Origin of the sequence: Lactobacillus porci, from assembly GCF_009695985.1 — a bacterium.
GTDB lineage: Bacteria > Bacillota > Bacilli > Lactobacillales > Lactobacillaceae > Lactobacillus > Lactobacillus absianus.
In genome coordinates, this window is sequence record NZ_VUMX01000013.1 from 36,003 (window position 1) to 61,212 (window position 25,210).

The 25,210-nt window shown below is 53.4% G+C and carries 19 protein-coding genes and 1 pseudogene; 9 read left to right on the top strand and 11 right to left on the bottom strand.

Annotated features, from left to right (window positions below; translation table 11 throughout):
- Positions 1-3,654 (bottom strand): PD-(D/E)XK nuclease family protein, encoded by a 3,654-nt coding sequence (locus FYJ62_RS05830; RefSeq protein WP_326831999.1) that lies wholly within the window; start codon positions 3,652-3,654, stop codon positions 1-3.
- A gap of 125 nt (positions 3,655-3,779) precedes the next feature.
- Between FYJ62_RS05830 and mvk the strand changes: the two genes are divergently transcribed.
- The 4 genes from mvk to fni all read left to right on the top strand — a co-directional run bounded on the left by mvk (position 3,780) and on the right by fni (position 7,943).
- The gene (mvk, locus tag FYJ62_RS05835) at positions 3,780-4,691 is read left to right on the top strand and encodes a mevalonate kinase (protein ID WP_326832000.1); all 912 of its coding nucleotides are present in this window, start codon (positions 3,780-3,782) and stop codon (positions 4,689-4,691) included.
- Between the two features lie 144 nt (positions 4,692-4,835).
- The gene (gene mvaD / locus FYJ62_RS05840) at positions 4,836-5,795 is read left to right on the top strand and encodes a diphosphomevalonate decarboxylase (protein ID WP_154548695.1); all 960 of its coding nucleotides are present in this window, start codon (positions 4,836-4,838) and stop codon (positions 5,793-5,795) included.
- A 35-nt stretch (positions 5,796-5,830) separates the two neighbouring features.
- Entirely contained in the window at positions 5,831-6,913 is a 1,083-nt protein-coding gene (locus FYJ62_RS05845; protein WP_154548697.1) for a phosphomevalonate kinase, read from the top strand.
- A 10-nt stretch (positions 6,914-6,923) separates the two neighbouring features.
- Positions 6,924-7,943: a type 2 isopentenyl-diphosphate Delta-isomerase gene (fni, locus tag FYJ62_RS05850; protein ID WP_154548699.1), complete on the top strand. Its 1,020-nt coding sequence runs from the start codon at positions 6,924-6,926 to the stop codon at positions 7,941-7,943.
- 201 nt (positions 7,944-8,144) lie between these two features.
- Here fni and FYJ62_RS05855 read toward each other — a convergent pair whose 3' ends face one another.
- The 3 genes from FYJ62_RS05855 to parE form a co-directional block, all read right to left on the bottom strand.
- Complete coding sequence (locus FYJ62_RS05855; RefSeq protein ID WP_154548701.1) at positions 8,145-9,080, bottom strand: manganese-dependent inorganic pyrophosphatase; 936 nt, start codon at positions 9,078-9,080, stop codon at positions 8,145-8,147.
- A 107-nt stretch (positions 9,081-9,187) separates the two neighbouring features.
- On the bottom strand, positions 9,188-11,671 hold the full coding sequence (gene parC, locus FYJ62_RS05860; RefSeq protein WP_154548703.1) for a DNA topoisomerase IV subunit A: 2,484 nt from the start codon (positions 11,669-11,671) through the stop codon (positions 9,188-9,190).
- Between the two features lie 18 nt (positions 11,672-11,689).
- The gene (parE, locus tag FYJ62_RS05865) at positions 11,690-13,669 is read right to left on the bottom strand and encodes a DNA topoisomerase IV subunit B (RefSeq protein ID WP_154548705.1); all 1,980 of its coding nucleotides are present in this window, start codon (positions 13,667-13,669) and stop codon (positions 11,690-11,692) included.
- A 48-nt stretch (positions 13,670-13,717) separates the two neighbouring features.
- On the opposite strand from parE, the gene plsY reads away from it, so the two are divergent.
- On the top strand, positions 13,718-14,362 hold the full coding sequence (gene plsY, locus FYJ62_RS05870) for a glycerol-3-phosphate 1-O-acyltransferase PlsY (protein ID WP_154548707.1): 645 nt from the start codon (positions 13,718-13,720) through the stop codon (positions 14,360-14,362).
- 164 nt (positions 14,363-14,526) lie between these two features.
- On the opposite strand, the pseudogene FYJ62_RS05875 reads toward plsY, so the two are convergent.
- From FYJ62_RS05875 to FYJ62_RS05905, 7 genes and pseudogenes are all read right to left on the bottom strand, one after another.
- A pseudogene (locus tag FYJ62_RS05875) lies at positions 14,527-14,733 on the bottom strand (ABC transporter ATP-binding protein); the annotation flags it as partial.
- A gap of 90 nt (positions 14,734-14,823) precedes the next feature.
- The gene (locus tag FYJ62_RS05880) at positions 14,824-15,246 is read right to left on the bottom strand and encodes a MarR family winged helix-turn-helix transcriptional regulator (protein ID WP_154548709.1); all 423 of its coding nucleotides are present in this window, start codon (positions 15,244-15,246) and stop codon (positions 14,824-14,826) included.
- A 90-nt stretch (positions 15,247-15,336) separates the two neighbouring features.
- Complete coding sequence (locus tag FYJ62_RS05885) at positions 15,337-16,146, bottom strand: HAD family hydrolase (RefSeq protein ID WP_154548711.1); 810 nt, start codon at positions 16,144-16,146, stop codon at positions 15,337-15,339.
- 163 nt (positions 16,147-16,309) lie between these two features.
- Positions 16,310-16,918, bottom strand: coding sequence for a hypothetical protein (locus FYJ62_RS05890; RefSeq protein ID WP_154548714.1), 609 nt, complete (start codon positions 16,916-16,918; stop codon positions 16,310-16,312).
- A gap of 22 nt (positions 16,919-16,940) precedes the next feature.
- Positions 16,941-18,116, bottom strand: a complete 1,176-nt coding sequence (locus FYJ62_RS05895) for a GGDEF domain-containing protein (protein WP_154548716.1) — start codon at positions 18,114-18,116, stop codon at positions 16,941-16,943.
- Between the two features lie 147 nt (positions 18,117-18,263).
- Entirely contained in the window at positions 18,264-19,907 is a 1,644-nt protein-coding gene (locus FYJ62_RS05900) for an ABC transporter ATP-binding protein (RefSeq protein WP_154548718.1), read from the bottom strand.
- Positions 19,897-21,621: an ABC transporter ATP-binding protein gene (locus FYJ62_RS05905; RefSeq protein ID WP_154548720.1), complete on the bottom strand. Its 1,725-nt coding sequence runs from the start codon at positions 21,619-21,621 to the stop codon at positions 19,897-19,899. Before FYJ62_RS05905 ends, FYJ62_RS05900 begins: the two co-directional genes overlap by 11 nt.
- A 407-nt stretch (positions 21,622-22,028) precedes the next feature.
- On the opposite strand from FYJ62_RS05905, the gene FYJ62_RS05910 reads away from it, so the two are divergent.
- Genes FYJ62_RS05910 through FYJ62_RS05925 form a run of 4 tightly spaced genes read left to right on the top strand, consistent with a single transcriptional unit; the run spans position 22,029 to position 24,989 of the window.
- Positions 22,029-22,628, top strand: coding sequence for an ECF transporter S component (locus FYJ62_RS05910; protein ID WP_154548722.1), 600 nt, complete (start codon positions 22,029-22,031; stop codon positions 22,626-22,628).
- Positions 22,628-23,398, top strand: coding sequence for an energy-coupling factor transporter transmembrane component T (locus FYJ62_RS05915; RefSeq protein WP_154548724.1), 771 nt, complete (start codon positions 22,628-22,630; stop codon positions 23,396-23,398). The genes FYJ62_RS05910 and FYJ62_RS05915 overlap by 1 nt, the downstream gene beginning before the upstream one ends.
- Positions 23,380-24,207, top strand: a complete 828-nt coding sequence (locus FYJ62_RS05920; protein WP_154548726.1) for an energy-coupling factor ABC transporter ATP-binding protein — start codon at positions 23,380-23,382, stop codon at positions 24,205-24,207. Before FYJ62_RS05915 ends, FYJ62_RS05920 begins: the two co-directional genes overlap by 19 nt.
- Entirely contained in the window at positions 24,204-24,989 is a 786-nt protein-coding gene (locus FYJ62_RS05925) for an energy-coupling factor ABC transporter ATP-binding protein (protein WP_154548728.1), read from the top strand. Before FYJ62_RS05920 ends, FYJ62_RS05925 begins: the two co-directional genes overlap by 4 nt.
- Positions 24,990-25,210 lie beyond the last annotated feature (221 nt).

A 25,210-nucleotide genomic window follows, 5' to 3' on the forward strand; every position in this document is an offset into this window, starting at 1 on the left:
TTATTCCGCGTCCTCCGTTTCTTCCTTGCCTAAAGCTTGTCTGGCGGCTGCCAGCAGCTCATCCTTGTTCATGCTTTGAATCTCATGGTAGTGGTTTTCCGGCAGCTGCTCATCAAAGAAGAAGATATCCTTGAAGTCGCTGTAGCGCAGACCGTTTTCCGCCCCCATCCGGTATGGATTCAGCTTGATCTGTCCGCTGAAGATCTCATCTGCCGCCTGCTCGATCAAGTACTCGGCATATTCCAGCAGCAGCTGCAGCTCGTCTTCCGTAAATTCCGTCTGCGTCTGTCGCAAGCCACCGCCCTTTTTGGTCACGACCCGGCTGTAGATCCGCGACTTGTAGCCGGCTGCTTCCTGGTCCAGTCCCTTTTTGATGACGTCGTCGACTTCCGCGAACCAGTCCGGATTGCCGACATAGACCCCCTTAAGGGCCAGCCAGTTCTCCCCGCCCAGCTTGTCTGCCTTTGGCAGAAGCTTGGCGTCAAGGACGGCATTGCTGCCAGTGGCGTTGATGGAGTTCAGCTTCCTGGTCACGTACTGATAGAAGGCTCCTAGCAGGTCCAGCTGCTTTTCAGCGGCCAGCAGGTGGGCATTCTTCTGCAGCACGTCCAAGTATGTGATCATCTGCAGGTCAATCCCGTTGGCAAATGGAGCCAGCTTAAACTGGTGCTCGGACGACTTATAGTCAATCAATTGGCCCAAAACGTGCTTTTCGCCCTGGAAGAGGTCAACCCGGTCGATTTTCCCGCGGATATTGACCTTGCGCTTGCCAGCGAACTTTTTGAGCGGAAGCTCCAGACCCGCGATCTTTTCCGTTGGCCCAAAAGGCAGCTCAGCGAAGACGGCATGCATCCGCGTCATTTGCTGCTCATCCCGGTATGCCCTGGCCACCTTGCTGGTGGTCTTGTCGAAGGCATGGAACAGGTATTGGTTGAAAGGATCGTTAAGCAGCTGCTGGTAGATTGGCTCTTGGGCAATCTTGCGGCGGATTTCAGCCAAAAACTGCTCTAGTTCCAGGTTGTCCATCTCCGCGATGTTCTTCCCTTGCGCCTTGAGCTCTTTGACCAGCAGCTCAAAGGTCCGGTGGAAGTAGTTGCCGGCTTGAATGACGTCCAGCTCGTTTTCTGACCGTCTTCTCAAGCGCAGGCCATAGTTTAGGAAGTACTCATACGAGTTCTTGTAGTAGCTCTCCAGCTGTGAGACAGAAGAGGACATGTTTTTGCCATAAAGGCGCTCAGCCAGCTCCAGGGAGATATTCTCAGGGTTGTTGTCAAAAGCCATCCCCTGTTTGATGGCGGCCAGACGGTCTGGAATATAGCGCTCAGTCAGCTCCAGCAGCTTGGTCAAAAAGCGGCTTTGCCCCTTGGCCAGCAGGTTGGCATAGGTCAAGTAGCCCACGCTGGCCTGCGGGGTGGTCATGAACAAGAGCAGCTGCTTGGCCAGTTCCTCGCCCCCTGCTTCGATCTTTGGCAGGTCATGCTGGGCATATTCACGCCCGCCAGCCAGATTCAGCAGCCGTTCATAGTACGGCGACGGCTCCAGGGGGTCGTTGTTGGAATTGATGACTGGATAGGAAACATATACCCGCTCAGAAGCTAAAGCCAGCGCCCCGCCAAATTGGTACTCCTGGTCCAGGTTGTTCAAGTCCTGCCGGTCTTCCAGGTAGGAGTCCTCGTCAAAGAACTGGTCCAGCTGGGCCAAGTTCTCGCTGGTCAAAAAGGCCGGCTTGTTCTCAATCTTGGGCAGGCTGCCGCTGCTGGCGCCAATAATAAAGACCTGCTTGTACCTGGCCTTTTGCACCATCCCCAATTCAGACAGGGTAACCGCGTCCAATGTCGAAGGAATCGTAGCAAATTCGGCTTCGCTGAAGGCGGCTTGGAGCATCTTGAAGAAGGACTGGGCATTAAATTGCTCAGGATTGATCAGCAAATAGTCCTTCAGCAGCTGCAGCAGCAAGTTCCAAACCTGCTCCGGCCACTGGGCCTGCTGCAAGTCGCCCGCGTCATTGGCACTGCCGCGCCAGCGGTCCAGCTGGTCACTGACCCCTTCGCTAGTCAAAAAGGTAAAGAAGTCCGTGACCGCGGTCTGGCTGTCTGTTTCCTGCTTCAGCTGACCGGCAAGCTTAGCCAGGCGGCTGACAAAATACTCGCGCAGGCTGTCCAGGCGTTTGATCAACTTATCGTCAAGGTCCAGATAAGTGATCTGGGCCTTGGCAAAGTCCTTAAAAGACTTGTTCCACAAGGAGTGGGTGATCCCGTGGGAGAGAACGAAGGTCTCCAAGCGGTCGACGTCACGCAAGTAGGCCCGCTCAGCCTCCTGGCAGACGGCCTGGTCCTTTTGGCTTTCAAGAGCATACCAGTCAAGCCCGTGCTTTTGGGCTGCCTTGATAAAGTAGCCGCGCGGAATCAGCAGCCGGGTCTTCATAATCCCCAAGATGGCCCCGGTTTGCCCCGGCTCCGCGTACAGTTTGGCCAAGTCTTCCAAAAAGATGGCCAGGGGGTGGTACTTCATCTGCTGCTGCAGGTCGTCAAAAAAGGGAATCCGGTTCTGACGCAAAATGGGCAGCAGATAGGTTTCATACTCCTGCAGGTTGGGGGCAAGCACCAAGAAGTCGTTATAGCTGGCTCCGCCAGTCACCACCTGCTGGTAAATCGTCCGCGCCACAAAATAGGCTTCGGCGTAGCGGGAGTCGGCCTTGACCAGGGTCAGGTTCTGCAGTCTGGCCCTGGCTTGGCTGCCTTGCAGCCACAGCTGGTTCAAGTCGGCCTGGCCGGGACTGCCTGCCCCTTTGTGGCCTAAGAAATTGCCGGCTTCAGTTTGAAAAGGCAGCTGGTGTTCCCTAAAATAGCCCAGCAGGTCGCGGATGGTCTTTTGCACGACATAGTCATAGTCGCCTGGCAGAACCCCGCCGGCGATCTTGCCGTCAGCTGTCTTGAAGGCCAGGGTAAGGTTCTCCGCGTAAACGGCCAGCAGCTGCACAGTCGTCTTTTCCTGAATGCTGAAGTGGCTGAAGTCCGTGAAGAAGAAGGAGCTGCCAGCCAAAAGCTGGGGGTTGTTTTGCAGAACTTCGTTGAGCTCAATGTTCAGCTCATCCTTTGTCGCGAAATGCTTCTGGAGAATGGTGGCCAAGAAGCGGTCATAGATGATGTTCAGGTCGTGCAGCTTGTCAGCCGTTTCCGTGTCCAGATCGCCAGCGACCGCGGGATTGGCCGCGTCATCAAGCAGGCTGGCCAAATCCAGACGGCCGGTGTGAATTTGCAGGATCGTATTGTAGAGTTGCTTGATCATCCCCTGGTTGGCGTGGGTATTTTGAAAAAGCCGCAGCTTCTCCTGCTCCTGGTTGACGATTTTCTCCAGGATCATGACCGCAGCCGCGTCATCCAGGCTTTCCGGCAGGCTGATGTCCGCTTTTTTGAACAAATACCAGGCCAGACGCGAGAAAGACAGGACGTGCAGATTCTTGACGCTGGTTTCATCCTGTCCTTGAATTTGCGCGACCTTCTCTATCGTCGCCACTTCTGTGTTAAACTTGATATGGTTTGGAACGATAACAAAAGTTTCTTTTTGCCGGTCGGCCAGGTAGCACTTGGCGGCGCGGCTGAGAAGCTCGTCTTGCAGCGGATCGTATTGACGTCCGGTTAAAATCTTGATCACGGTTTTCACTCCTTGCTTATCAGCGAATGACTCAATAATTAAATTTTAGCAAGCAAGACAGTTTTTTGGAAATTTTTCTAGTTCAAATACAGAAGAAGACAAATATCGATTGAGGTGATTAATTAGTGCAAACTTCTTGTACGGCTCATGGCAAAGTAATCTTGATTGGCGAACATTCAGTTGTTTATGGCTATGATGCCCTGGCAATGCCAATCAAGGCCCTCCATATCACGACCAGCGTTGAGGAAACGGCTGGGACGACCTGGATGGATACCGCCCTTTACCATGGCCCATTTTTTGAGGCCCCAGATGACTATAACGGCCTCAAATACGTCGTGCGCGAATTATGCAAGCGGGCTGGGAAAGAAATCCCGGTCAAGCTGACCTACACCGGCGAAATTCCAATTGAGCGCGGCTTAGGTTCTTCCGCCACCGTGGCCTTAGGGACGACCAAGGCCTTGAGCCAGTTCCTCGGCCTTAAGCTGACTGAACAAGACATCATGGACATCACCAACCATGCCGAAACCATCAACCACGGCAAGGCTTCCGGCCTGGACGCGGCAACGGTCAATTCCGAAAGCCTGGTCTTTTTCAGCAAGCAAGCCGGCCCGCAGGCGCTGGAAGGAACTCTGGGAGCAATCCTGCTGATTATGGATACCGGGGACTTGGGCAATACCCGGGAAGCCGTCACCATGGTCGCCCGGCTTCTGGAAAAATCGCCGGCGGCGAAAGCGGACATGCAGCGCTTAGGCAGCCTGGCTGACCAAGTTGAAGATGCCTGGGTCAAACAGGATCCAGCCGCCGTTGGGACCTGCTTCAATGAAGCTCAGACCATTCTGGCTTCTTTTGGCCTTTCGACCCCAAAAATCGACCAGATGTGCCAAATTGCCGCAAAAGACGGGGCGCTTGGCTGCAAGCTCTCCGGCGGGGGTCTCGGCGGCATCGTGATTGCCCTGTGCAAGGATGGGGCCAGTGCCCGGAAGATCGCGGCTGACTGCCATGATTTGATCGCCCACCACTGGATTGAAGAAATCTAGCTAAAAATAGAAAAAATCTAGAAATTTTTCTAGATTTTTTCTTTTGTCCCGATTTGTACTATAAAATAGAGACTGTAAGAAAAATACACCACCAAATGATGACGATAAAACAATAGACAAAAATAAAAGAAAGTTGGAGAACAAATGAGTAGAACTGCCCGCGCGCATACCAATATCGCCCTGATCAAGTACTGGGGCAAGAAGGACGCCAAGCTGCGCCTGCCGCTCATGTCCAGTCTGTCCATGACCTTGGACGCCTTTTATAGTGAAACCAAGCTGACTGACGCCAGCGAGATGTCCTTTTCTTTAAACGGAGTCAAGCAAGAGGGTCCGGCCGCCAGCCGCGTGTTCAACTATCTCAAGCTGATGCAGGAGCGCTTTGGCGTCTCCGGCTCTCTGGCCGTTGAATCCATCAACCACGTTCCAACCGCGGCCGGCCTGGCCTCATCCAGTTCCGCTTTCGCGGCCCTGGCGGCGGCTTTTGCCGACCACTACCAGCTGGATGTTGACCGGCAAGAGCTCTCCCGGATGGCCCGGATGGGATCTGGCTCCGCCTCCCGGTCAATCTACGGCGGCTTTGCCGTCTGGCAGAAAGGGAGCAGCGACGCTGATTCTTTTGCTTACCCGCTTGTTGAAAGCCCGAAGATGGATTTAAAATTGCTGGCGGTTGAGCTCAATGATCAGCCAAAGAAGATTTCATCCACTAAAGGCATGGAAGCCAGCAAGACTTCCCCCTTCTACCAGACTTGGCTGGACAGAAACGACCAGGAGCTGGCAGACATGGAGGACGCGATCAAGACAGGCGACTTCACCAAGCTGGGTTCTTTGGCCGAGCTCAATGCCAGCGAGATGCATTCACTGACCTTGACCGCCCAGCCAGGCTTCACTTATTTTGAGCCGGATACGATCAAAGCGATCAAGCTTGTCGGCAATTTACGGGAAAAAGGTGTAGAATGCTATTACACGATTGACGCGGGTCCGAATGTTAAGATTCTGTGCCAGTCGCAAAATTGTAAAAAAATCATAAATAATTTTGAGACGGCTTTTGAACGTGTTAAGATTATTGAGGCTGGCTTTGGTCCAGGCATTTCGTATCAGGATTAAGGTTAAATTAAAGATAGAACAGAGGAAGAGTTTTTTTGATTACTGAAAAAGCACCAGGCAAACTTTATATTGCCGGCGAATACGCCGTATTAGAGCAGGATTGTCCTGCAATTTTGGTCGCGCTTGACCAATACGTTAAAGTTTCCATCACCCCAAGCAAGGGCGATACTGGTTTGATTCACTCCAAGCAATACTCACAAGACTCAATTCACTGGGTCCGCCGCGGTTCCAAGATGGTGATCGACAACCGGGACAACCCCTTTGAATACATTCTTTCAGCCATTTCCTTCACGGAAAGATACTGCTTGGAACAAAAGGTCAAGATGGGCGTCTACGACCTGCACGTCAACTCTGATTTAGACTCAGCTGACGGCAAGAAGTACGGCTTAGGCTCCTCAGCGGCAGTAACGGTCGCTACGGTCAAGGCCATTCTGCACTTCTACGGGGTCAAGGCAAGCAAGGATCTGATCTACAAGCTGTCCACCATTTCCCACTACTCAGTTCAAGGCAACGGGAGTGCCGGCGATATTGCCGCCAGCGTTTACGGCGGCTGGATTGCCTACCAGACTTTCGACAAGGTCTGGCTGAAAGAGCAGCTGGCTTCCAAGTCCTTGTCAGACGTCGTGGGCGAAGCTTGGCCAGGCTTGAAGATCCAAACCCTGCTTCCGCCTAAAGGCATGGAGCTCCTCATTGGCTGGAGCCAGCAGCCAGCCTCAACCTCCCGCCTGGTTGACAAGACCAATGCCAACAAGCAAGTCCTGAAGACGGAATACATGAAGTTCCTTGAAGATTCACGCAAGTGCGTGCTCAAGATGATTAAGGGCTTTGAAGAAGGCAAAATTGACCTCATTAAGCACCAGATTTCCGTCAACCGGCGTCTTTTGCAGCACTTTGCCGCGATGAACAACATCGCGATCGAAATCCCCCGCTTGACTGAGCTAATCGAAATTGCCAACAAGTTCGGCGGCGCGGCCAAGACCAGTGGTGCCGGCAACGGCGACTGCGGGATCGTGATCACCGATGAAAATACTGATGTCGACCGACTCAGAAAGGAATGGCTCAAGAACAAGATCTTGCCCTTGGCCTTTCACATTCACCAATCTGAATTAACTTACTAAGAGGTTTTCGATGTCTCAAAGATCAACAAGAAAAGAAGAACATCTGGCTTTGACTCAGATGTTTTTTAATGCCGAAAATTCCAATTCTTTTGACCAGGTCCGCCTCCTGCGTCCCGCCCTGCCGGAAACTGTCGTTGACCGGGAGCTCCTGGCTGTCAACTGGTTTGGCAAGCAGCTGTCTGCCCCTTTCTTCATCAACGCGATGACTGGCGGATCAGAGAAGTCCAAGCAGATCAACCAGTCTTTGGGCTATGTCGCGGCCAAGGCCAAGCTGGCCATGGCCTTAGGCTCCGCCAGCATCCTGACCAAAGAAGCCAGCCAGCTTGAATCCTTCTACGTCGCCCGGGAAGCCAATCCCGATGGTCTGCTTTTCGCCAATGTCAACCCTTTGACCCCAGCCGCAAGCGTCAAAGAGATTGTGAAGGAGCTGGAGGCGGACGCCTTGCAGATCCACTTGAACGTCGCCCAGGAAATTGCCATGCCCGAAGGCGACCGGGACTTCCGCTGGCTAGAGCGGCTGAAAGAGATCCGCGAGGCCGTCAGCGTCCCGATCGTGATCAAGGAAGTCGGCTCCGGCCTTGACCCAATCTCCATCCGCCAGCTGCAGGCAGCTGGCTTTGAATGGTTCGACATCGGCGGTGCTGGCGGGACCAACTTCTCCCAAATTGAAAATTCCCGCCGGCAAAGCCAAATCCCCTACCTGAATGACTTAGGTCTGCCAACCGCTCTGGCCGCCCTTCTGGCTCATCCATTGACTGACAAGCTGATTGTCTCTGGCGGCGTCAGAAACGCGTTAGACGTCTTTAAAGGCCTGGCCTTGGGCGGAAAATTCGTTGGCGTGGCCAACAGCTTCCTGCACTTTCTTTTGCAGCATGGCCAAGAAGAGCTGTACCTGGAAATCGAATCTTGGAAAGACCAGCTGGCAGCGCTGATGGCCTTGTATGGGCAGACTGACATTGAGCGCGTGCAAGTCCCGGTCTATCTTGCTTCAGGCCTCAAGAACGACTATGAGCAGCTGAAACAGCTGTAATTAAACAGTCTAGTCCTTGCTTTTTTCTGCAATTGAGCTAGACTGTTTGCTTTGTTTTTTATTGCGCGGCGAAGCCGCGCTTTTTTGTTTTTAATAATTATTGTAGTAACGGATAGGCTTTGTTTTGTTGGGAGTAAAAAAGCGCCAGCCGTCAGGCTAGCGCTTAATTAGTCTATCAATTCACCTTGTTAATCGGGCTTCTTAGCCTTCAAAAGCACGGGTCAATGGTGGCACGATTTGCTTCTTGCGTGATACGACGCCTGGCAAGTGGGCTTCTGAGTCCTTCAGTTCCTTGCCGAAGGCCTTGGCAAAGACCTTTTGGCTTTCGTCGTCGCCAACGAAGAGCACTTCTGAGTCAGAGTCAAGCACGTTGGTGATCACCAGCATGAACAAGTCGTAGCCGTTCTTTGCTGAGGCATCCTTCATGGCCTTCAGGAAGCCTTCCTTGCGTTCCAGGGCTTCTGGAACGTCAACGACGTTGACTTGGGCGATGCGAGCCGTCTTACCTGCCAGTTCAAAGCTCTTGGCGTCAAGGTCGATCAATTCTTCAACGCTCTTGGCAGCGATGTTGGTGCCGGCCTTCAGCAGTTCCAGACCGTATTCCTGGTAGTCGACGCCAGCAATCTTGGCCAGTGATTCAACGGCCTTCTTGTCAGTGTCGGTCGTGGTTGGTGACTTCAAGAGCAAGGTGTCGGAAATGATGGCACTCAGCATGATCCCGGCAATATTGGCTGGGATTTCCATGTTTTGTTCTTGGAACATTTCCCATAAAACAGTTGAGGTGCAGCCAACTGGTTCAGCCCGGTAGAACAATGGGTCGATCGTCGCGAAGTTGCTGATCCGGTGGTGGTCGATCACGTGGGTTACCTTGACCTTGTCGCGGTCTTCAACGCTTTGTTGAGGTTCGTTGTGGTCAACCAGCATAATGGCGTTGACTTCGTTTGAAACGGTCTTGACAACGCGAGGTGCTTCAAAGCCAAACTTCTTCAAGGCAAAGGCAGTTTCATCGTTTGCTTCGCCCAAGGCTACGGCTTCAGTGTTGTAGCCGTGCTGGTTCTGGAAGTATGAGTAGGCAATGGCGGTGCCAATTGCGTCAGTATCTGGGTTTCTGTGACCAAAAACAAGTTCTTTTTCCATTTGAATTGTCCCTTCTCTAATTCAAAATTTAATCCTCTTTAAGTCTACTAAAAAAAGCGGCTTTTGTTCAATCTTTTTGCCTAAATTCTTTTTTTCTTTTGCTTGCACTAAAAGAGGCTGGAGACGTCCCGGGGCTGGTCGGAAACCGGCCGGCCCAGCTTCAGGCTGCGCGGCTCCCCATCAGTCTTGACATCGACCACGAATGAGCCGTTGGTCTGCCGGTCGCCCAACGGGTGATCCGTCGTCAGAATCGTCTGCTGGCGCAGGCTTGAGGTGGTCAGCAGCAGCTCATGGTTTTGCGCGTAGAAGGCCAGGCCGGCAATCCGGTGCGGCTGCTGCTTCAAAGTCCGCAAGACCAAAACGCCCCGCTTGGCCCGGCTGGTCACTGGAATCAGGTCCAGCTTAAGCTGCTTGAAGGCCCCTCTTTGGGTGATGATTCCGACCTTGTAGAGGCCATCGTACTTGACCTCATTTACCAAGAGCCCAACGACAAAGTCATCCTCCTTCAGGTTGATCGACTTGACCCCGGCTGCCTTGGCCCCAGTTTCTGGCACCTCGGAGACGGCATACTTGAGGGCAAAGGCCTGGTTGGTAAACAAGGTTGCCTCATACTCAGCCCGCTTGTCCAGCATGTCCACGGCAATGACCCGGGAATCAGCCGTCTTCATCTTCATGGCCATGATGGCCCGAGACTTGTAGGTCCGGGTCGGCTGCAGGCTGGACAAGGCAACCTGCTTGATAAAGCCGTCATTAGTGGCCAAGAGGAAGACCGCATTTTCATCGTCCAGGCTCTTCAGGGCGAAGACCTTGATGATCGCCTCGTCATGCGCCAGTCCCAATTCCTGAGACAAGTGCTGGCCGATATCCTTCCACTTGGTCTCCACCAGCTCGTGCACTGGCCGGTAGATCAAGTTGCCGTGATTGGTGAACAGGTAGAGGTTGGTCAAAGTCGACAAGGTCTGCTCAAAGACGACCTCATCAGTTTCCGGCAGGCCGTTTTCAGCTGAATCAGTCGACTGGAAGGACCGCAAGGATGACCGCTTGATGTAGCCATCCCGGGAAATCAGCACCCGGACGTCTTCGTCAGCGATCAAGGCCTTCTCATCGACTTCAACCTTGGCGGTCTCATCGCTGATTTCGGTCCGCCGGTCATTGCCAAAGTCATGCTTGACTGCCCGCAATTCCTTGATGATCTGCTTTTGCAGGGCACTCTTGTTGGACAAGAGCTCATTGAAGGCAGCAATCTTGCTTTCCAATTCCTGTTTCTCCTTCTGCAGGGCAACGACGTCAGTATTGGTCAAACGGTACAGCTGCAAGGAGACGATGGCTTCCGCCTGCCTTTGACTGAAGGCAAATTCCGCGACCAGGTTCTTCTTGGCGTCAGCCTTGTTCTTGGAAGCACGGATGGTCTTGATGACCTGGTCCAGAATGCTCATGGCCTTGATCAAGCCGTTGATGATCTCCAAGCGCCCTTCTGCCTTGCCGAGGTCAAACTTGGTCCGCTTGATCACGACCTCTTCTTCATGTTCCAGGTAGGCCTGCAAAATCCGCTTAAGGCCTACCTGTACAGGAGTCATGTGGTCGATCGCCACCATGTTGAAGTTGTAGGAAACCTGCAGGTCGGTGTTCTTGAGCAGGTAGTTCAGGATGTTCTGGGCATCGGCATCCTTCTTCAGTTCGATGACAATCGACAAGCCGTGGCGGTCAGTTTCGTCACGGACTTCCGAAATCCCATCAAGCTCCCGGGCCACGCGGATCTCATCGATCTTCTTGACCAGCTGGGCCTTGTTGACCAGGTAGGGAATCTCCGTAACCACGATCTCTTCCCGGTGGCCGCGAATCTCCTGGATGCTGGTCTTGGCGCGGACCTGAATCCGCCCCTTGCCGCTTCTGTAGGCGTCCACGATCCCCTTGGTGCCCATGACGATCCCGCCAGTCGGGAAGTCCGGGCCCTTCACGAACTGCATCAAATCAGCCAGAGTGGCGTCTGGGTGCTTGAGCAGGTGGATGGAGGCATCCAGCACCTCGCTCAGGTTGTGCGGCGGGATTTCCGTAGCATAGCCGGCGGAAATCCCGGTCGAGCCATTGACCAGCAGATTAGGGAAGCGGGCCGGCAGCACGGTCGGCTCATATTCGGTGTCGTCAAAGTTGAGCACCATCGGCACCGTTTCTTTGTCGATGTCTTCCAGCAAGACGTTGGAAATCTTGGCTAGGCGCGATTCGGTATAACGCATGGCAGCCGGGCTGTCCCCGTCCATGGACCCGTTGTTCCCGTGCATTTCAATCAGGGGTTCGCGCATCTTCCAGTCTTGTGACAAGAAGACCAGAGCCCCATAGATGGAGCTGTCGCCATGGGGGTGGTAGTTACCCATGATGTTACCGACGGCCTTGGCCGCCTTCTTGAATGGCTTGTCGTAAGTATTGCCGTCACGGTACATGGCGTACAGAATCCGCCGCTGCACTGGCTTGAGCCCGTCTCTGATGTCAGGCAGGGCCCGCTCTTGAATGATGTACTTGGAGTAGCGGCCAAAGCGTTCGCCCATGACCTGCTCAAGCGGCATTTCACGAATTCTTTCGTGAGTTTCTGGCATAAAGCAAAATCACCTTTCCTAATCGTTTACCTTGTCCAAAATTGATTCTTCCTCGCCCATGCGGAACTTGACGTTTTCCTCGATCCACTTTCTGCGGGCTGAGGCCTGGTCCCCCATCAAAGTGGTGACCCGGCGCTCAGCCAGCTGGGCATCGTCGATTCTGACCCGGATCAGCATCCGCGTTTCCGGATTCATCGTGGTTTCCCACAGCTGGTCGGCATTCATTTCGCCCAGCCCCTTGAAGCGCTGGAGGGCATAGCCCTTGCCGGCCTTCTTTTCATCCTCGTCGCGCTCTTCATCGGTCCAGGCATAGAGGTCCTGGCCCTTCTTGCTGATGCGGTAAAGCGGCGGCAGAGCGATGTAGACCTTGCCGGCTTCGACCATTGGCCGCATGTAGCGGTAGAAGAAGGTCAAAAGCAGGATCTGAATGTGGGCCCCGTCGTCGTCCGCGTCAGTCATGATGATGACTTTGTCGTAGTTGGAATCTTCCAGCTTGAATTCCGTGCCCACGCCCGCGCCGATGGTATGGATCATGGTATTGATCTCTTCGTTCTTGAAAATGTCGGCCAGCTTGGCTCTCTGGGTGTTCAAGACCTTGCCCCGCAAAGGCAGGATGGCCTGGAAGTGCCGGTCGCGCCCTTGCTTGGCGCTGCCGCCGGCGGAGTCACCTTCGACCAGGAAGAGCTCGTTCTTCTTGGGGTTGCGGGATTGGGCCGGAGTCAGCTTCCCGGACAGAATTTCCTTCTTGCGGCGCTTCTTGCCGTTTCTGGATTCATCCCGGGCTTTCTTGGCCGCTTCTCTGGCATCTCTGGCCCTTTGGGCCTTCTTAACCAGGTCTTGGGCCCATTCACCGTTTTCCATCAGGTAGTAGGACATCTTCTCATACACGACCGCGTCGACCGCGCTTCTGGCCTGCGGCGTCCCCAGCTTGCCCTTGGTCTGCCCTTCAAATTCCAGCATCTCTTCTGGGATCTTGACGGACAAGACCGCGCTCAGGCCTTCCCGGTAGTCGGACCCTTCCAGGTTCTTGTCCTTCTTGCCGAGCAGCCCCTGCTTCTTGGCGTAATCGTTGAAGGCCCGGGTAAAGCCACTTCTGGCCCCAACTTCGTGGGAGCCGCCATCAGCAGTGCGGACATTGTTGACGAAGGAGACGAAGTTTTCTGAGTAAGAATCGCTGTACTGGCCGGCAAACTCGATCTCCATCCCGTCTTGCTCGCCTTCAAAGTAGAAGACCTTGCCAATCGCCGTCTTGCCTTCGTTGAGGTAGTCAACGAAGCTCTGGATCCCGTCTTCATAGTCGAAAACGTCGTGATGCTCCGGCTTTCTTTCATCGGTCAAGGTGAACTTGACGCCTTTGAGCAGGAAGGCCGACTCGCGGATGCGCTCTTGGATGGTTTCGTAATTGTACTTGGTCGTAGAAAAAATCATCGGGTCCGGCTTGAAAGTAATGGTCGTCCCCGTCTTTTCCTTGGTCGCCCCCAGGCACTTCAGGGTACCGATTGGCTGGCCGCCGTTGTGGAACTCTTCCTCGTAGGCCTTGCCGTCTCTGACCACATGAACCTTCATGTAGCTGGAGAGGGCATTCACGACAGACGAGCCGACCCCGTGCAGACCGCCGGAAGTCTTGTAGTTCTGCTCGGTGAACTTGCCCCCCGCGTGCAGAACGGTCAAGATGACCTCAATGGTCGGGCGGCCTGAGGCGTGCATCCCCGTTGGCATCCCCCGGCCAAAGTCCTGCACGGTCACGGAATTGTCCTCATGAATGGTGACGTTGATCTCCTTGCCGAAGCCGGCCATGGCTTCATCGACGGAGTTGTCGACGATTTCGTAGACCAATTGGTTCAGGCCATGGATATCCGTGGAGCCAATATACATGCCGGGCCGCTTTCTTACGGCCTCAAGCCCGTGCAGAATCTGAATTGAAGAATCATCATAGGTATTTTTTGGCAAAATAGCTTTCCTCCAAACTTTCGAATCGCAAACTGCGTATCCATTCATACTAATCTTTGTTAAAATAGAAAACAAGATTAAACGGAGTTGATATGAATGTTTGCAATAAAATTTGCATTGCTTTTAATTTTAGCATATTTGATCGGGTCTTTTCCTACCGGCGTGCTGGTTGGCAAAATCTTCTACCACAAGGACATCAGGGATTACGGCTCGCATAATATTGGAACCACCAACACTTTCCGGGTGCTGGGCCCAAAGGCTGGGACCATCGTCTTCCTGGTCGATTTCTTCAAAGGCACCCTGGCGACCTGCCTGCCGATGATCTTTCAGCTGGGCCGCCACGACCTATGCCTGGTCTTTGGGGCAGCCGCCATCTTTGGCCATGCCTTCTCAATTTTCTTGAAGTTCAAGGGCGGCAAGGCCGTGGCGACGACCGCGGGCTTCCTGCTGGGCTACAACGTTCACTTCTTCCTGCTGTGCGCCAGCTACTTCATCCCCCTGCTCTTCATTACCAGCATGGTCTCAGCCACGAGCCTGATTTCCGTAGTGCTGATCTTTATTTCCAGCTTCTTCTACCATGACTGCTTCCTAACCGTCATGGCCGGACTCTTGGTCTGCTTGATCTGGTGGAGCCACCGGTCAAACATCAAGCGAATTCTGTCTGGCAATGAAAACCTGGTTCCCTTCGGGATCGTCTATTGGGTCAAGCAAAAGAAGCAAAAAGACAAGAAAGACAAGTAATTCCGGACCTTCAGCCAAGCTGAGGGTCTTTTCACTTAAAAGCAATTTCTCGACAAAATCATTATACAGAACGTGTGTTCAAAATGTCAAAGGGCAAAATGAAAGATCTGCTTGAGCTCAGCTCAGGCAGATCTTTTTATTTTCCATATCAATTATTATGTCAATTAGATTGGATTGCCCAGGAACTGGCTGTTGTAAAGATCAGCGTAAAAGACTTTCTTGGCCATCAGACTTTGGTGGTTCCCGGTCTCAATGATGTGACCATGGTTCAATACGATGATCTTGTTAGCGTTTCAGATCGTAGACAAGCGGTGGGCCACGACAAAGCTGGTCCGCTTCTGCTGCAGGTCAGTCATGGCATTTCGAATCAGGGGCTGCTTTTCGGCATAGCTGAAGTCTACGTGCTTGAAAGCGAGTTTTGGCAATGGCTTTTGCACTAATTCTGCTCTAGTTTTTTCATCTCACTGCTTTTGCTCTGACTGCTTCCGCTCTTTGGCAGCATCAGCTTCCAAGCGGCTTTCCAGCAGGTCAGCTTGGCTTTGTAGCTTCTGCAGGATCTGCAAGTAGCTCTCCTTTTCCGCTTCATTCAAAGGCTCCATCAAGTGGCCAACAAAGCGGTACCAGCGGGCACTGTTGCTTTCGTTTTGCGCGCGCCCCTTGTCCGTCAAGTAGACCCGCAGAACCCGCCGGTCCTTTTGATCGCGCCGGCGCTCGATCAGGCCACTTTTTTCAAGCCGCTCCAGAACTTCTGAAACTGAAGACGGCCGCACGTGGGCATTGCGGGCCAGATCGGCCTGCTTCATTCCCTCATTGCGGGCCAGCAAGGCCAAGGACCGGTTCTGCCCATGCACCCCGCCTTGGAGGGCTTCAAAGCGCAGCCCCATCTGGTACAGCTGCTGCTGCAGGTGATAACACTTGACTTAGAGTAGAAAAAACGCTCATCTAAGTTAGATGAGCGCTAGTTCAATATTGTCTTAATCCTGGTCAAAAATTGCTTTCAGGACCTGCATGACCCCTTCATCGTTGTTGCTTGGCGCGATGTGGTCGGCAATTGCCTTCAAGTCGGGGTGCCCGTTGACCATTGCATAGCTATGGCCGGCTTCTTGCAGCATAGTATAGTCATTCAGGTAGTCGCCGAATGCCAGAGTTTCCTCCCGCTTCAGTCCCTTGAGTCGTTCAATCTGCCGCAAGGCCGCCCCCTTGCTGACCTGCTTATTCACAATGTCAATCCAGTCTGCCCCTGCCAAAACGGCCGTCAGGTTTTCCGGCATTGGCGGCAGCTTTCGGTAGGCCTCTTCTGCCCCCTGGTTCTTGAAGTAGACCGTGAATTTAATAATCTTGTCGCTGGCAACTTCTGCTTCCAGCTGTTTGACGTATCTGCGCTTGATGTAGTAAGTATCAAGCTGCCTGGACAATTCTTCGTCCCCCTTTGGGTCGTAGCAGATCGCTTGACTTGCCCCGCAAAGAATTGGACTAGCTGATGGATTGTCCTCAAAGAGCTTAAGGCAAAACAAGGCTTCATCAGCCGTCAAGGCCTGCTCATACAGGAACTTGCCGTTTTGGTAGATGACGCCGCCGTTGTCCCCGATAAAAATCAGGTGTTCGGCAATCTTGCCGAACAGCTTTTCATTCGTGTAGTAAGGCCGGCCGCTGGCAATTACCATCTGCACCTGCGGGTGGTCCAAGACCCACTGGTCAAAGCTGGCTGGCACTTCCTTGGCATCGTTGACCAAGGTCCCATCCATGTCAGTCGCAATTAATTTAATCTGATCCTTTAATTTCATATTCGAAAATTCATCCTCATTTAAAAAATCGATAACTCTCACAAAACCGCTTAACTTCACCTGCTTCTTATTATTCCATTCTTGCTTCATAATTTCAAAACATTCCGTCAATGAAAAAAGCCCGGCTTTCAGTTTCTTGAAAGTCAGGCATATTTTTCAGTTTTTAGCCATAAATGTTGGCGACGGCCTGCCGGTAAAGGTCAACAGACAGCTGCTGCCCTTCCTGGTCAAGCGAGGCGTTCTTCAAGCGCAGGTATTCATCCCGCAAGTCCTGCCACTGGTCCCAGTCCTTGATGGTTTCTTCTTGAATGCGCAAGAAGCGGCGGTTGAAGGGCTCGCTCCAGCGGTAATGGCCATCGGCTTCATATAAGCGCTCTTCATCGCCCTCATCCCGCTTGACGATCGTCAAGTCCAGCTGGAAATTGACCAGGCCGCTCTTTTTGGCATGGTGGACGTAGCGCAGAGCCAGTGGCATCCCCGGCACTTTGTCAAATTTGTCAGCCAAGGCCGCGTCAAATTCCTTTTCAATCAGCTGGTGCAGCAAATCAGGATTAGCCGCATACTCGCTTGGCGCCTTAAGAAGCACGATCGCATAGTCCAGATCGTAAACTTTGTCGTTGCGGGTCACGAAGTTGCCAGCCGTGCCGACCACCCCTTCAGCTTCGACTATAATCTGGCAGTCAGCCCGCAGGTTGGCCATTGCTTCTTTAAGGCAGTCCATGGACAAGTAGCGGTAGATCTTGATTTCATCTTTTGCAGCATAAGCATACATATTTGTTTATCCTCTTATTCTTTTAATGATTGTCAATATTGCCCGAGAAGGCACTGTAGCGCTTGGCAACCAGCGCGTTTTTACCCCGTTTCTTGGCATCATACAGGCAGCTGTCGGCAAGACGCAGGCAAGAACGCAGGTCATGCTTTGAGTCCAGGAAGCCGGCGCAGCAGCCAATGCTCAAGGTTGCCGGCGTCTTTTGCCCTTCAGTGATGAAGGCGTAATTTTCCTGGAACTTGCGCAGATTGGCTTTAAACATTTCCGGATCCATGTCAATGCCGATCACCAAAAACTCGTCGCCGCCATAGCGGTAGCAGGAAATGCGCGGGGAATCCAGCTCATCCAGCATATATTGGCCAATCTGCGCCAGAATCCGGTCGCCATATGAGTGGCCATGCTGGTCATTGAACTGCTTGAAGTCATCCAGATCGATCATGGCCATGCCGACTTGCTCATGCTGGTAGTCGTTAAAGTCTTCCCGCAGGGCGGTCCGATTGAGCAGGCCGGTCAGATCGTCAGTTCGGCTGCGAACGGCGAGCCGGCTGTTGGCCAGCTGCAGGCGCTCAGTAAGAGCCGACGATTCCTTAAACCAGTAGCGCCTTAAAAAGATGCTGGCGATGCAAATTGCATAAAAGATCAGCAGGTCATAGAAATCCTGCCAGGCCACGTGCAACCGATTGCCGTCAATGATCGCCCATGTCGTCAAGGCGCTGATTGCAACTACCAGCATCCCTCTGCCGAAGCGGTAGTAAGGCAGAAGCGAGATCACGGTCATGATCAAGACCAGTTCAAAGAAATAGCTGCTGCCTACCTGGGTGCTATAAAGCGTCACCCCTGACAAAAAGGCATTTACCAGAAAGTTGCCGTAGCAGATATTCAGCTTAGTCTTGGCAGTCAGCTTCTTCATGCGCCTGGTGATCAGCAAAACGTTCAAATGCAAGCAGTTGACCAGCAAGAGCAGGACATAAACGAACATGTTGTCAATCTGGGGCAAGACATCCTTTGTCGCCACGCTGCTGTTCATCCCAATCAGCCCAATCAAGCCGATGCCGGCAATCATGCCCGAAATAGCGAAGCCAGCACTGAGATTGTTCTTCGCGGCCCGCTCCAGCAATTCAGCTGATTGATAAAATGCGATATTTGTCGTTTTTTCTTTATTGTGCTCAGGCACTTGCGTATTCTTATTATATTCAATCATGTTCTAGCAAACTCTTAATAATCATGCTAATTATTATGCCTAGCATTCGCTTACTCGCATAATTAGCCATTAACTTTTATTTTAATATAACTACGGGAATTTTCACAGATTATTTGCCAATAATATGACTGATTTGCTATTTATCGGCTATTGGTCTTTACCAATAGTGATGATCTTCCCGCCACGCAAGAGCTCAGTCCGGTGGGAAATGGACAAAAGCGTATTGCCCCGCGCTGCCCTTTTCAAGGCTGACAGCAGCTTGTCTTCCGTCACGACGTCCATGTTGGCCGTAATCTCGTCAAACAAAAGCAGCTTAGGCTGGCAGACGATGGCCCGGGCAATGGAGAGCAGCTGCAGCTGGCCGTTGGAGAGCGCGGCGTTTGACAGCCTGCTGTCAAGGCCATCCGGCAATTTGCGGACGCGCTCAGCCAGGCCCACGGTTTCAAGGGCCTGCCAGACCTGGTCCTCGCTAATTCCAGGGTCACCCAGGCTAATCTGCTCCAGCAGGCAGCCCGCGACTGGCTTGAAATTCTGTTCAACGCAGCCATAGAGCTGGCGCTTTTCCGCTTCTGGCAGGACAGCCACGTCCTGGCCAAAGATCTTGATCTGCCCGGCTTGCGGCTGATAAAGGCCTAAGATCAGCTTAAACAAGGTGCTCTTGCCAGCACCCGTCCGGCCCTTCAAGGTCACGATTTCGCCAGCATTGACCGTCAGGTTGAAATGGTCAAAAATCGGCCGACCTGGCTCATAGGCAAAGGACAAGTCCTTGATGGCAATCGCCGGCGTTTGGACCAGGACCTGCTTTTGACTGGCCGGGCGCTCGGCTTCATTCATGAAGTCCTCGATCCGCTTGGCCCCAGCCATTGCGGCTTGCACATTTTGAATTTCCATCCCAATGTCGGCCAAGGGCGTAAAGACCTGGCCCACATAGGCAATCACCGTCACCGCGGTTCCGGCGCTGATGCCAAAGAAGCCGCGAAAGCCCCCGCCAAGACTGGCGCAGACCATCATGACCGCGGTCAAGAGCGCCTGCGCGAAAATAACGACCGGCGAGTAGACCGCGTCGCAGAAGTTGGACCGCTCCAGGGCCGCGAAGCTTTGCCGGAGAATTTTCTGATAGTGGTCCCGCATGAATTTCTCTGCCTGGTAGAGACGGATCATCAGCAGGCTGCGCAAGGTTTCAGGCAATACCTGGTCACAGGCCGCGACCGCCTGCCGGTTGTCAAGCTGCGCATTATAGGAGGCGCGCTGGATCAGCACGGTGAACCACCATAAAATGGGCAGCGACAAAAGCAGGAGCAAGCCCAGCCCCAGGCTTTTGACAAAGACGACCGCCAAAATGCCGATAATCGAAGCCAGGTTGGCAATCATGCTGATGATGCCGGATGAAAACAAGTCTTCCAGGGTATCGACGTCATTGACGAAGCGGGAGACCAAAGTCCCGCTGGAATTATGGCTGAAGTAGCTTGCCGGCAAGCGGCTGAGCTTTCGCGCCATCTCAGTCCGGATCCCGTGGGTCACCTTCTCGCCCCAGACCGTGATCATGCTTTCCCGGACTGCCTCCAGCAGCTTGCTGGCCAAAAGCGCGGCAAAATAGACCAGGCCAGCACCCAGCAGGCTCCTTGACGGGTGCTTGCCGGTCAGCTGGTCGACGATCACGCCCAGAATGAGCGGCGGGAGCAAAGAGACGGCGACATTGACCGCGATCAAGGCCAAAAGCGCGGTGGTCAATGCCCGGTGGGGAGCAATGGCTTTGTTAAAGATCTTCAAGGGCGTGAGCTTATTTTTCATCGCTGCTGCCTCCTTTCACTTGGCGGCAATAGAGCTTGGCATAGCCCAACGATTTCTTCAGCAAGTCCGCGTGCTTGCCGCAAGCCGTCTTTTTGCCGTCAATGTACAGTATTTGGTCCAGGCTGGCGAAGAATTCAAGCCGGTGCGAGATCAAGAAGATGACCCGGTCATGGTAGTGCTGGCGCAGATTCTGCAAGATCTTCATTTCCGTCTTCTGGTCAACGCTGGCAAAGGGATCGTCCAAGATCAAGATCGGCCGCTCATGGTAGAGGGCACGGGCCAGGGCAACCCGCGCGGCCTGCCCGCCCGACAGCCTGGTCCCACCTTCCCCGACTTGGGTTGCCGCTTTATCCGGCATCTGCTCCAAGTCCTGGACTAAATCGGCGTCGCTTAAGACGGCGGAAACCGCTTTTTCCTGCCCTAAGGCGATGTTGTCCTTGATTGATGCGGCCAAGAGCTGGGGATCATGGCCCAGGTAGGCCGTGGTCAAATAGCCGGCCTGCTGGAGCTGGCGCAAGTCTTGCCCATTCAGCTCGATCGTCCCCGAATATGGCAGCTGGCCCAAAAAGGCCTGGCCAAAGGTCGACTTGCCGCAGGCAACTGGACCGGTAACCCCAACAATCTCGCCTGGCTTGGCCGTCAGGGAAATATTTTCCAGCAAGGGCTGGTCGTCCTTCCAGCTGAAAGTCAGCTGCTTGACTTTGACTGGGCCAAATGGGGCCAGCTGCTTTCTTGCCGGCACGTCGTTTGTTAAGAGCGGCTTGATCCGCTTCCAGGAGACTTCCGCCTTCTGCACGGCATTAAAGAGGTTGGCGGCGTGGGAAGACTTCACGGAAAGCTTGCCAAAGCAGGCCAAATAAGTGGAAAAAGCCGCGATGTTCCAGCTCTGCCAGCCCAAGCCGCAGACGTTGCGCCCGCCCAGCCAGATAATAAAGATGACGCTAATGGACGAGATGATGTAGTAGATCGGCTCAGCCGCGCTCATCAAGACCCCGGCCTTGATCTGGCGCTTTTCATAGTTTTGCAGAAACTTTTCGTAAATGCCGTCGCGAATTCTTTCCACCCCATAGATCCGGTAGGTCAGGCTGTTGCCGGCCCGGTCCAAGGTTGCGGCATTCAAGTCGCCAGCCGCCTCTTTAGCCTTGGCGACGGCGCCCGTGACCACTTTCTTCAGCTGTCCGGCCAAGACATAGGCCAAAGGCGGAAAAAGCAGGGCAATCAAGGATAAGCGCCAGTCATAGCACATCAGCATCACGATGTAGACGATCATCACCACGCCCGTGTCAAAAATTTCCGTCGTAAACTTCCGCATCCCCTCCGCGCAGTCGTCCGCGTCAGAAATGGCCTTGGTCATGATGGTCCCGATGTCGTCCAGGCTGGTCTTGGTCAGCAGGGTCTGGTACAGGCTGCTGCGCATGGACAGGATCGTCTGGTTGGCAAACTTGCGAACGTAAAGCCGCTTCAAATAGCGCATGAACTGCACGATGAAGATGGCCAGCACGTAGCCAAGACTCAATTTGACCATGGCACTAGGCCGGGCCTTTTGCTGCAGGATATTGACCAGGCACTGGGCCAGCTGGCCTTCAAACCAAGGTCCGGCCGCCATGCCGACATTGTAGATGATGCCGGAGACGGTGACGACCGCTAAAGCGGGCCACTGGGCGATAAAGTAAGAGCTGACCTTGGCCGGATCGCGCTTCACGTCTTCTGCCATTCCACTCACTTTTCCTTTCGTTTGCTTTGCCAAAAGATAATTTTTTCTGCTTAATCAGCATATTAATTTTGTTCATCTCAAAAATATCACCCGCAAACAGCCAGTGCAATAGCCGTTTTAGTCAGAAAAGTTGTACCTGCAAATTGCAACTAACTCTAAGTACTTTGTGAAAAGATTATTCTGCTTTTTCGGTTAAGGTAGCGGATACTTTAACTTGATCTGCCAGCGATTGTTTTCCTTTTTTCGCCTGCCGAAAGTTAGAGGAGACCAGGAAATTTTTCGGTTTTTCGTGCAAAAAATCACTTGTCCCCGTCCCCTTTCAGTGCTAGAATCAACGTAATTCGTCCATATAAAAGTAAAGGTTACCTTTACTTTTAACTAGCGAAATCTAAGGAGAATTATCAATCATGGAGAAGAATAGTTTGCAAAATGTCTGGAAGTTTAAGCTGTCTGCCGCCACGGTGACCCTGATTCCCGCGGCCGTCGGGATCAACTACGTGGCCAAGGCCTTTGCCGAAGGCTTGAAGCTGCCCCTTTGGCTGGGGTCTTTGGGGACTTTCCTGGCCAGCATGCTGGCCGGCCCAATTGCCGGCGCCATCAGCGGCTTCATCAACAACATTATCTACGGACTGACCTTGTCGCCAATTTCAACCGTCTACGCCCTGACCAGCATTGGCATCGGCATTGCCGTGGGGATTCTGCATGCCCGCGGCTGGTTTGCCAGCGCCAAGAAGGTTTTGCCGGCGGCCATCATCATTGCCTTGGTCTCAGCCATCATCTCAACCCCGCTCAACGTCATCTTCTGGGGCGGGCAAACCGGGATTGCCTGGGGGGATGCCTTGTTTGCCAGCATGGTTGCCAAGCACGTCAGCATTTGGATCGCATCATTCGTTGACGAATTCGTCTTGGACCTGCTGGACAAGGTCGTAGTTGCCTACCTGGCCTTCTTGATCTACAAGCAGATGCCAAAGCGGATGATCTACTTCTTTAAGGGGAACGAAAACTAATGATTGGACAAGCCGCGATCGACCAAAGCAAGTGGTATGCCAAAGTCGACCCCATCAGCAAGCTTTTATTGATTGCTGGCTTCACTTTGGCCAGCTTCGTGATCAGCCAGCCGCTATTGGAGCTGCCGCTTCTGGCAGCCACGGCGCTTTTGATCATGTTTTCACGCAAGACGAAGGGACTGTGGGCAATGACTGCCTTCAGTCTTTTCTTGATCATGACCATGCTCTTGATCCAGGGGCTCTTCTGGCCAGGCAACCACACCCTGGCTTTGAAGGCCGGCATCCTGCTCTTCTACCAGGAAGGCCTGACCCACGCCCTGCTTCTGGGCTGCCGGATTCTGGTCATTATTTTTTCCACCTGCTTCTTTATTGAAACGACCACTATTTCCGAAAACGCCAAGTATCTGGAAGCAGCCGGTCTCTCTTACAAGCAGGTCTACGTCTTGATGTCGGTCTGCTACATCCTGCCGGAAATGAAGCAGAACCTGCAGAAGATCCAGCTGGCCCAAAGAGCGCGGGGAATCGTGCCCGCCAAGTCAGTCTGGTCCAGAGTGGAGATGATCGTGCCCGTGCTGGTGCCCTTGATCATCAAGACCTTCCAGATGGCCATCAACCGGTCCATTTCCCTGCAGCTGCGCGGCTACGACAGCCCGGAGCGCCGCAAGCCGGAGCTTAAGCAAGAATACTGGCTGGGCCATAAGACCCACTTGGCCTTGTCCTTAATCTGCCTGTTCTTGATTGGAGGAAAAGCATGGCTTCTCGTCAAATAGCCTTAAAGAATCTGTCAGTCCAGTATTTGGGCTTTGAAGACTGGGTGTTAAAGGAGATTACGGTTTTTGCCCCAGTAGGGGCAAAAATCGGCCTGGTTGGCCCCAGCAAGGGTGGCCGGTCAACCTTGCTCAACCTTTTTGCCGGAATCATTCCCAAGATCATTCCCGCCAAGATCAAGGGGAAAGTGACCCTGGGGGACAATGACTATCGCGACCTGGCTCCAGAACTCAGGAAGACCACGGGGGTTGTCTTGCAAGACAGCGCCAGCCAGCTCAGCGGCTTGGCGGACTCAGTCTATGACGAGCTCGCCTTTGCCCTGGTCAACCGCGGCTTGGACCCCCTCACCATTCAAGACCGGGTCGCCGCCGTGGCCAGCCAGTTTGATCTGGAAGACTACTTGGAGCAAGCTCCCACGGCCCTCTCCGGCGGTCAGATGCAGCGCCTGGCCATTGCCAGTGCCCTGGCACTTAACCCGCAATTTTTGCTCCTGGACGATCCAACCAGCCAAATGGACCCGGTTGGCCGCCAGCATTTCTTCTCCTGGCTCAAGCAGCAAAAGGACCAGACCGTCTTCATCGCTTCAGGCGAAGTCGACGACCTGGCCGAGGTCTGCGACCAGATCTGGGTGCTGGAAGCAGGCCGGCTGGCTGCTTCCGGGACCCCGCAAGCCGTCTTCAACCAGCTGAAGGATGACCCCCTGGTTGCCAAGCCAACTTCCCTGGAGCTGGCCAAACGCCTGAAAATTAAGCGTCCAGACGGCTCATACCCCGTAACTGCCAGTGAATTGAAGGAGGCAGCTGGAAAATGACGATTGAAATCAACAAGCTGGGCTTTGCCTATCCCGAAGCCGGCTTTGACCTAAAGCTGGACCACCTGGTTCTGGCCGACAGACTCACGGCCTTCATTGGCCAAAACGGGGCCGGCAAGTCCACCCTGCTCAAGCTGCTGAGCGGGCTCTTAGACCTGCAAGAAGGCCAAGTCACCGTAGACGGCGAGGATTTGGGGCAGTATCTTGCCCAAGACCGGATCAAGAAGGTTGGCTACACCTTCCAGGACCCCAATGACCAGATCTTCAACGCGACCGTTGCCAAAGAAGTGGCCTGGGGCCTGAAAAAGCTGGGCCTGCCTGAAGCAGCAATCAAAGACCAGACCGATCAAGCCTTAAAAGCGGTTGGCCTGGAAGGCAGCCAGGAAAAGAATCCCTACGACCTGTCCTTGTCTGAAAAGAAGCTCTTGACCATCGCGACCGTCCTGGCAATCGATCCGGAAATCTACCTCTTTGATGAGCCAATGATGTCCCTGGACTATCCAAGCCGCCAGCGGGTCACAAGGATTTTCAAGCAGCTGGAAGCCCGCGGCCGGCAATTGATCGTGATCACCCACGACATGGACTGGCTGGCCAGCCAGTGCGAGCGGGTCAACGTCATGAACCATGGCCGCCTGATATTCTCCGGCGCGGTCAGCGACCTGTTTGCCCAGCCGGATCTGGTTGAAAAAATCGGCGTCCTCCCGCCCCGAGTCTACTCCCTTTCCCAGATGCTGGGAATCGATCCGCCCTTCCTGTCCTTAGAGCAGGCTGAAGATCGATAAGCTCCAACAGTTTTATCTTTGCTGCTGATTTTAATTAAAACCTATCAAAATAATCTATATCAGTTACCCTGCCCTGCAGTCATCCCTTGACTGCAGGGCTTTTTTTAATGCAAAGTGAGTTTTTTAGTAAACTAGCCTTAGACTTTGATGAAAGCGCTTGCTTTATTGGCGGATTTGCTCCTACAATACAGGTAGAGCAATTGTGATGCAAATGAATGTTA

Excerpts from the sequence above, each read along its gene's own strand:
- fni (WP_154548699.1), top strand. The coding sequence starts at position 6,924 with ATGTCTCAAAGATCAACAAGAAAAGAAGAACATCTGGCTTTGACTCAG.
- FYJ62_RS05920 (WP_154548726.1), top strand. The coding sequence starts at position 23,380 with ATGGCTTCTCGTCAAATAGCCTTAAAGAATCTGTCAGTCCAGTATTTG.
- FYJ62_RS05905 (WP_154548720.1), bottom strand. The coding sequence starts at position 21,621 with ATGGCAGAAGACGTGAAGCGCGATCCGGCCAAGGTCAGCTCTTACTTT.
- FYJ62_RS05890 (WP_154548714.1), bottom strand. The coding sequence starts at position 16,918 with ATGTATGCTTATGCTGCAAAAGATGAAATCAAGATCTACCGCTACTTG.
- FYJ62_RS05900 (WP_154548718.1), bottom strand. The coding sequence starts at position 19,907 with ATGAAAAATAAGCTCACGCCCTTGAAGATCTTTAACAAAGCCATTGCT.
- FYJ62_RS05895 (WP_154548716.1), bottom strand. The coding sequence starts at position 18,116 with ATGATTGAATATAATAAGAATACGCAAGTGCCTGAGCACAATAAAGAA.
- FYJ62_RS05925 (WP_154548728.1), top strand. The coding sequence starts at position 24,204 with ATGACGATTGAAATCAACAAGCTGGGCTTTGCCTATCCCGAAGCCGGC.
- plsY (WP_154548707.1), top strand. The coding sequence starts at position 13,718 with ATGTTTGCAATAAAATTTGCATTGCTTTTAATTTTAGCATATTTGATC.
- FYJ62_RS05910 (WP_154548722.1), top strand. The coding sequence starts at position 22,029 with ATGGAGAAGAATAGTTTGCAAAATGTCTGGAAGTTTAAGCTGTCTGCC.
- parE (WP_154548705.1), bottom strand. The coding sequence starts at position 13,669 with ATGAATGGATACGCAGTTTGCGATTCGAAAGTTTGGAGGAAAGCTATT.
- FYJ62_RS05915 (WP_154548724.1), top strand. The coding sequence starts at position 22,628 with ATGATTGGACAAGCCGCGATCGACCAAAGCAAGTGGTATGCCAAAGTC.
- FYJ62_RS05885 (WP_154548711.1), bottom strand. The coding sequence starts at position 16,146 with ATGAAATTAAAGGATCAGATTAAATTAATTGCGACTGACATGGATGGG.
- FYJ62_RS05855 (WP_154548701.1), bottom strand. The coding sequence starts at position 9,080 with ATGGAAAAAGAACTTGTTTTTGGTCACAGAAACCCAGATACTGACGCA.
- FYJ62_RS05880 (WP_154548709.1), bottom strand. The coding sequence starts at position 15,246 with ATGGGGCTGCGCTTTGAAGCCCTCCAAGGCGGGGTGCATGGGCAGAAC.
- mvaD (WP_154548695.1), top strand. The coding sequence starts at position 4,836 with ATGAGTAGAACTGCCCGCGCGCATACCAATATCGCCCTGATCAAGTAC.
- parC (WP_154548703.1), bottom strand. The coding sequence starts at position 11,671 with ATGCCAGAAACTCACGAAAGAATTCGTGAAATGCCGCTTGAGCAGGTC.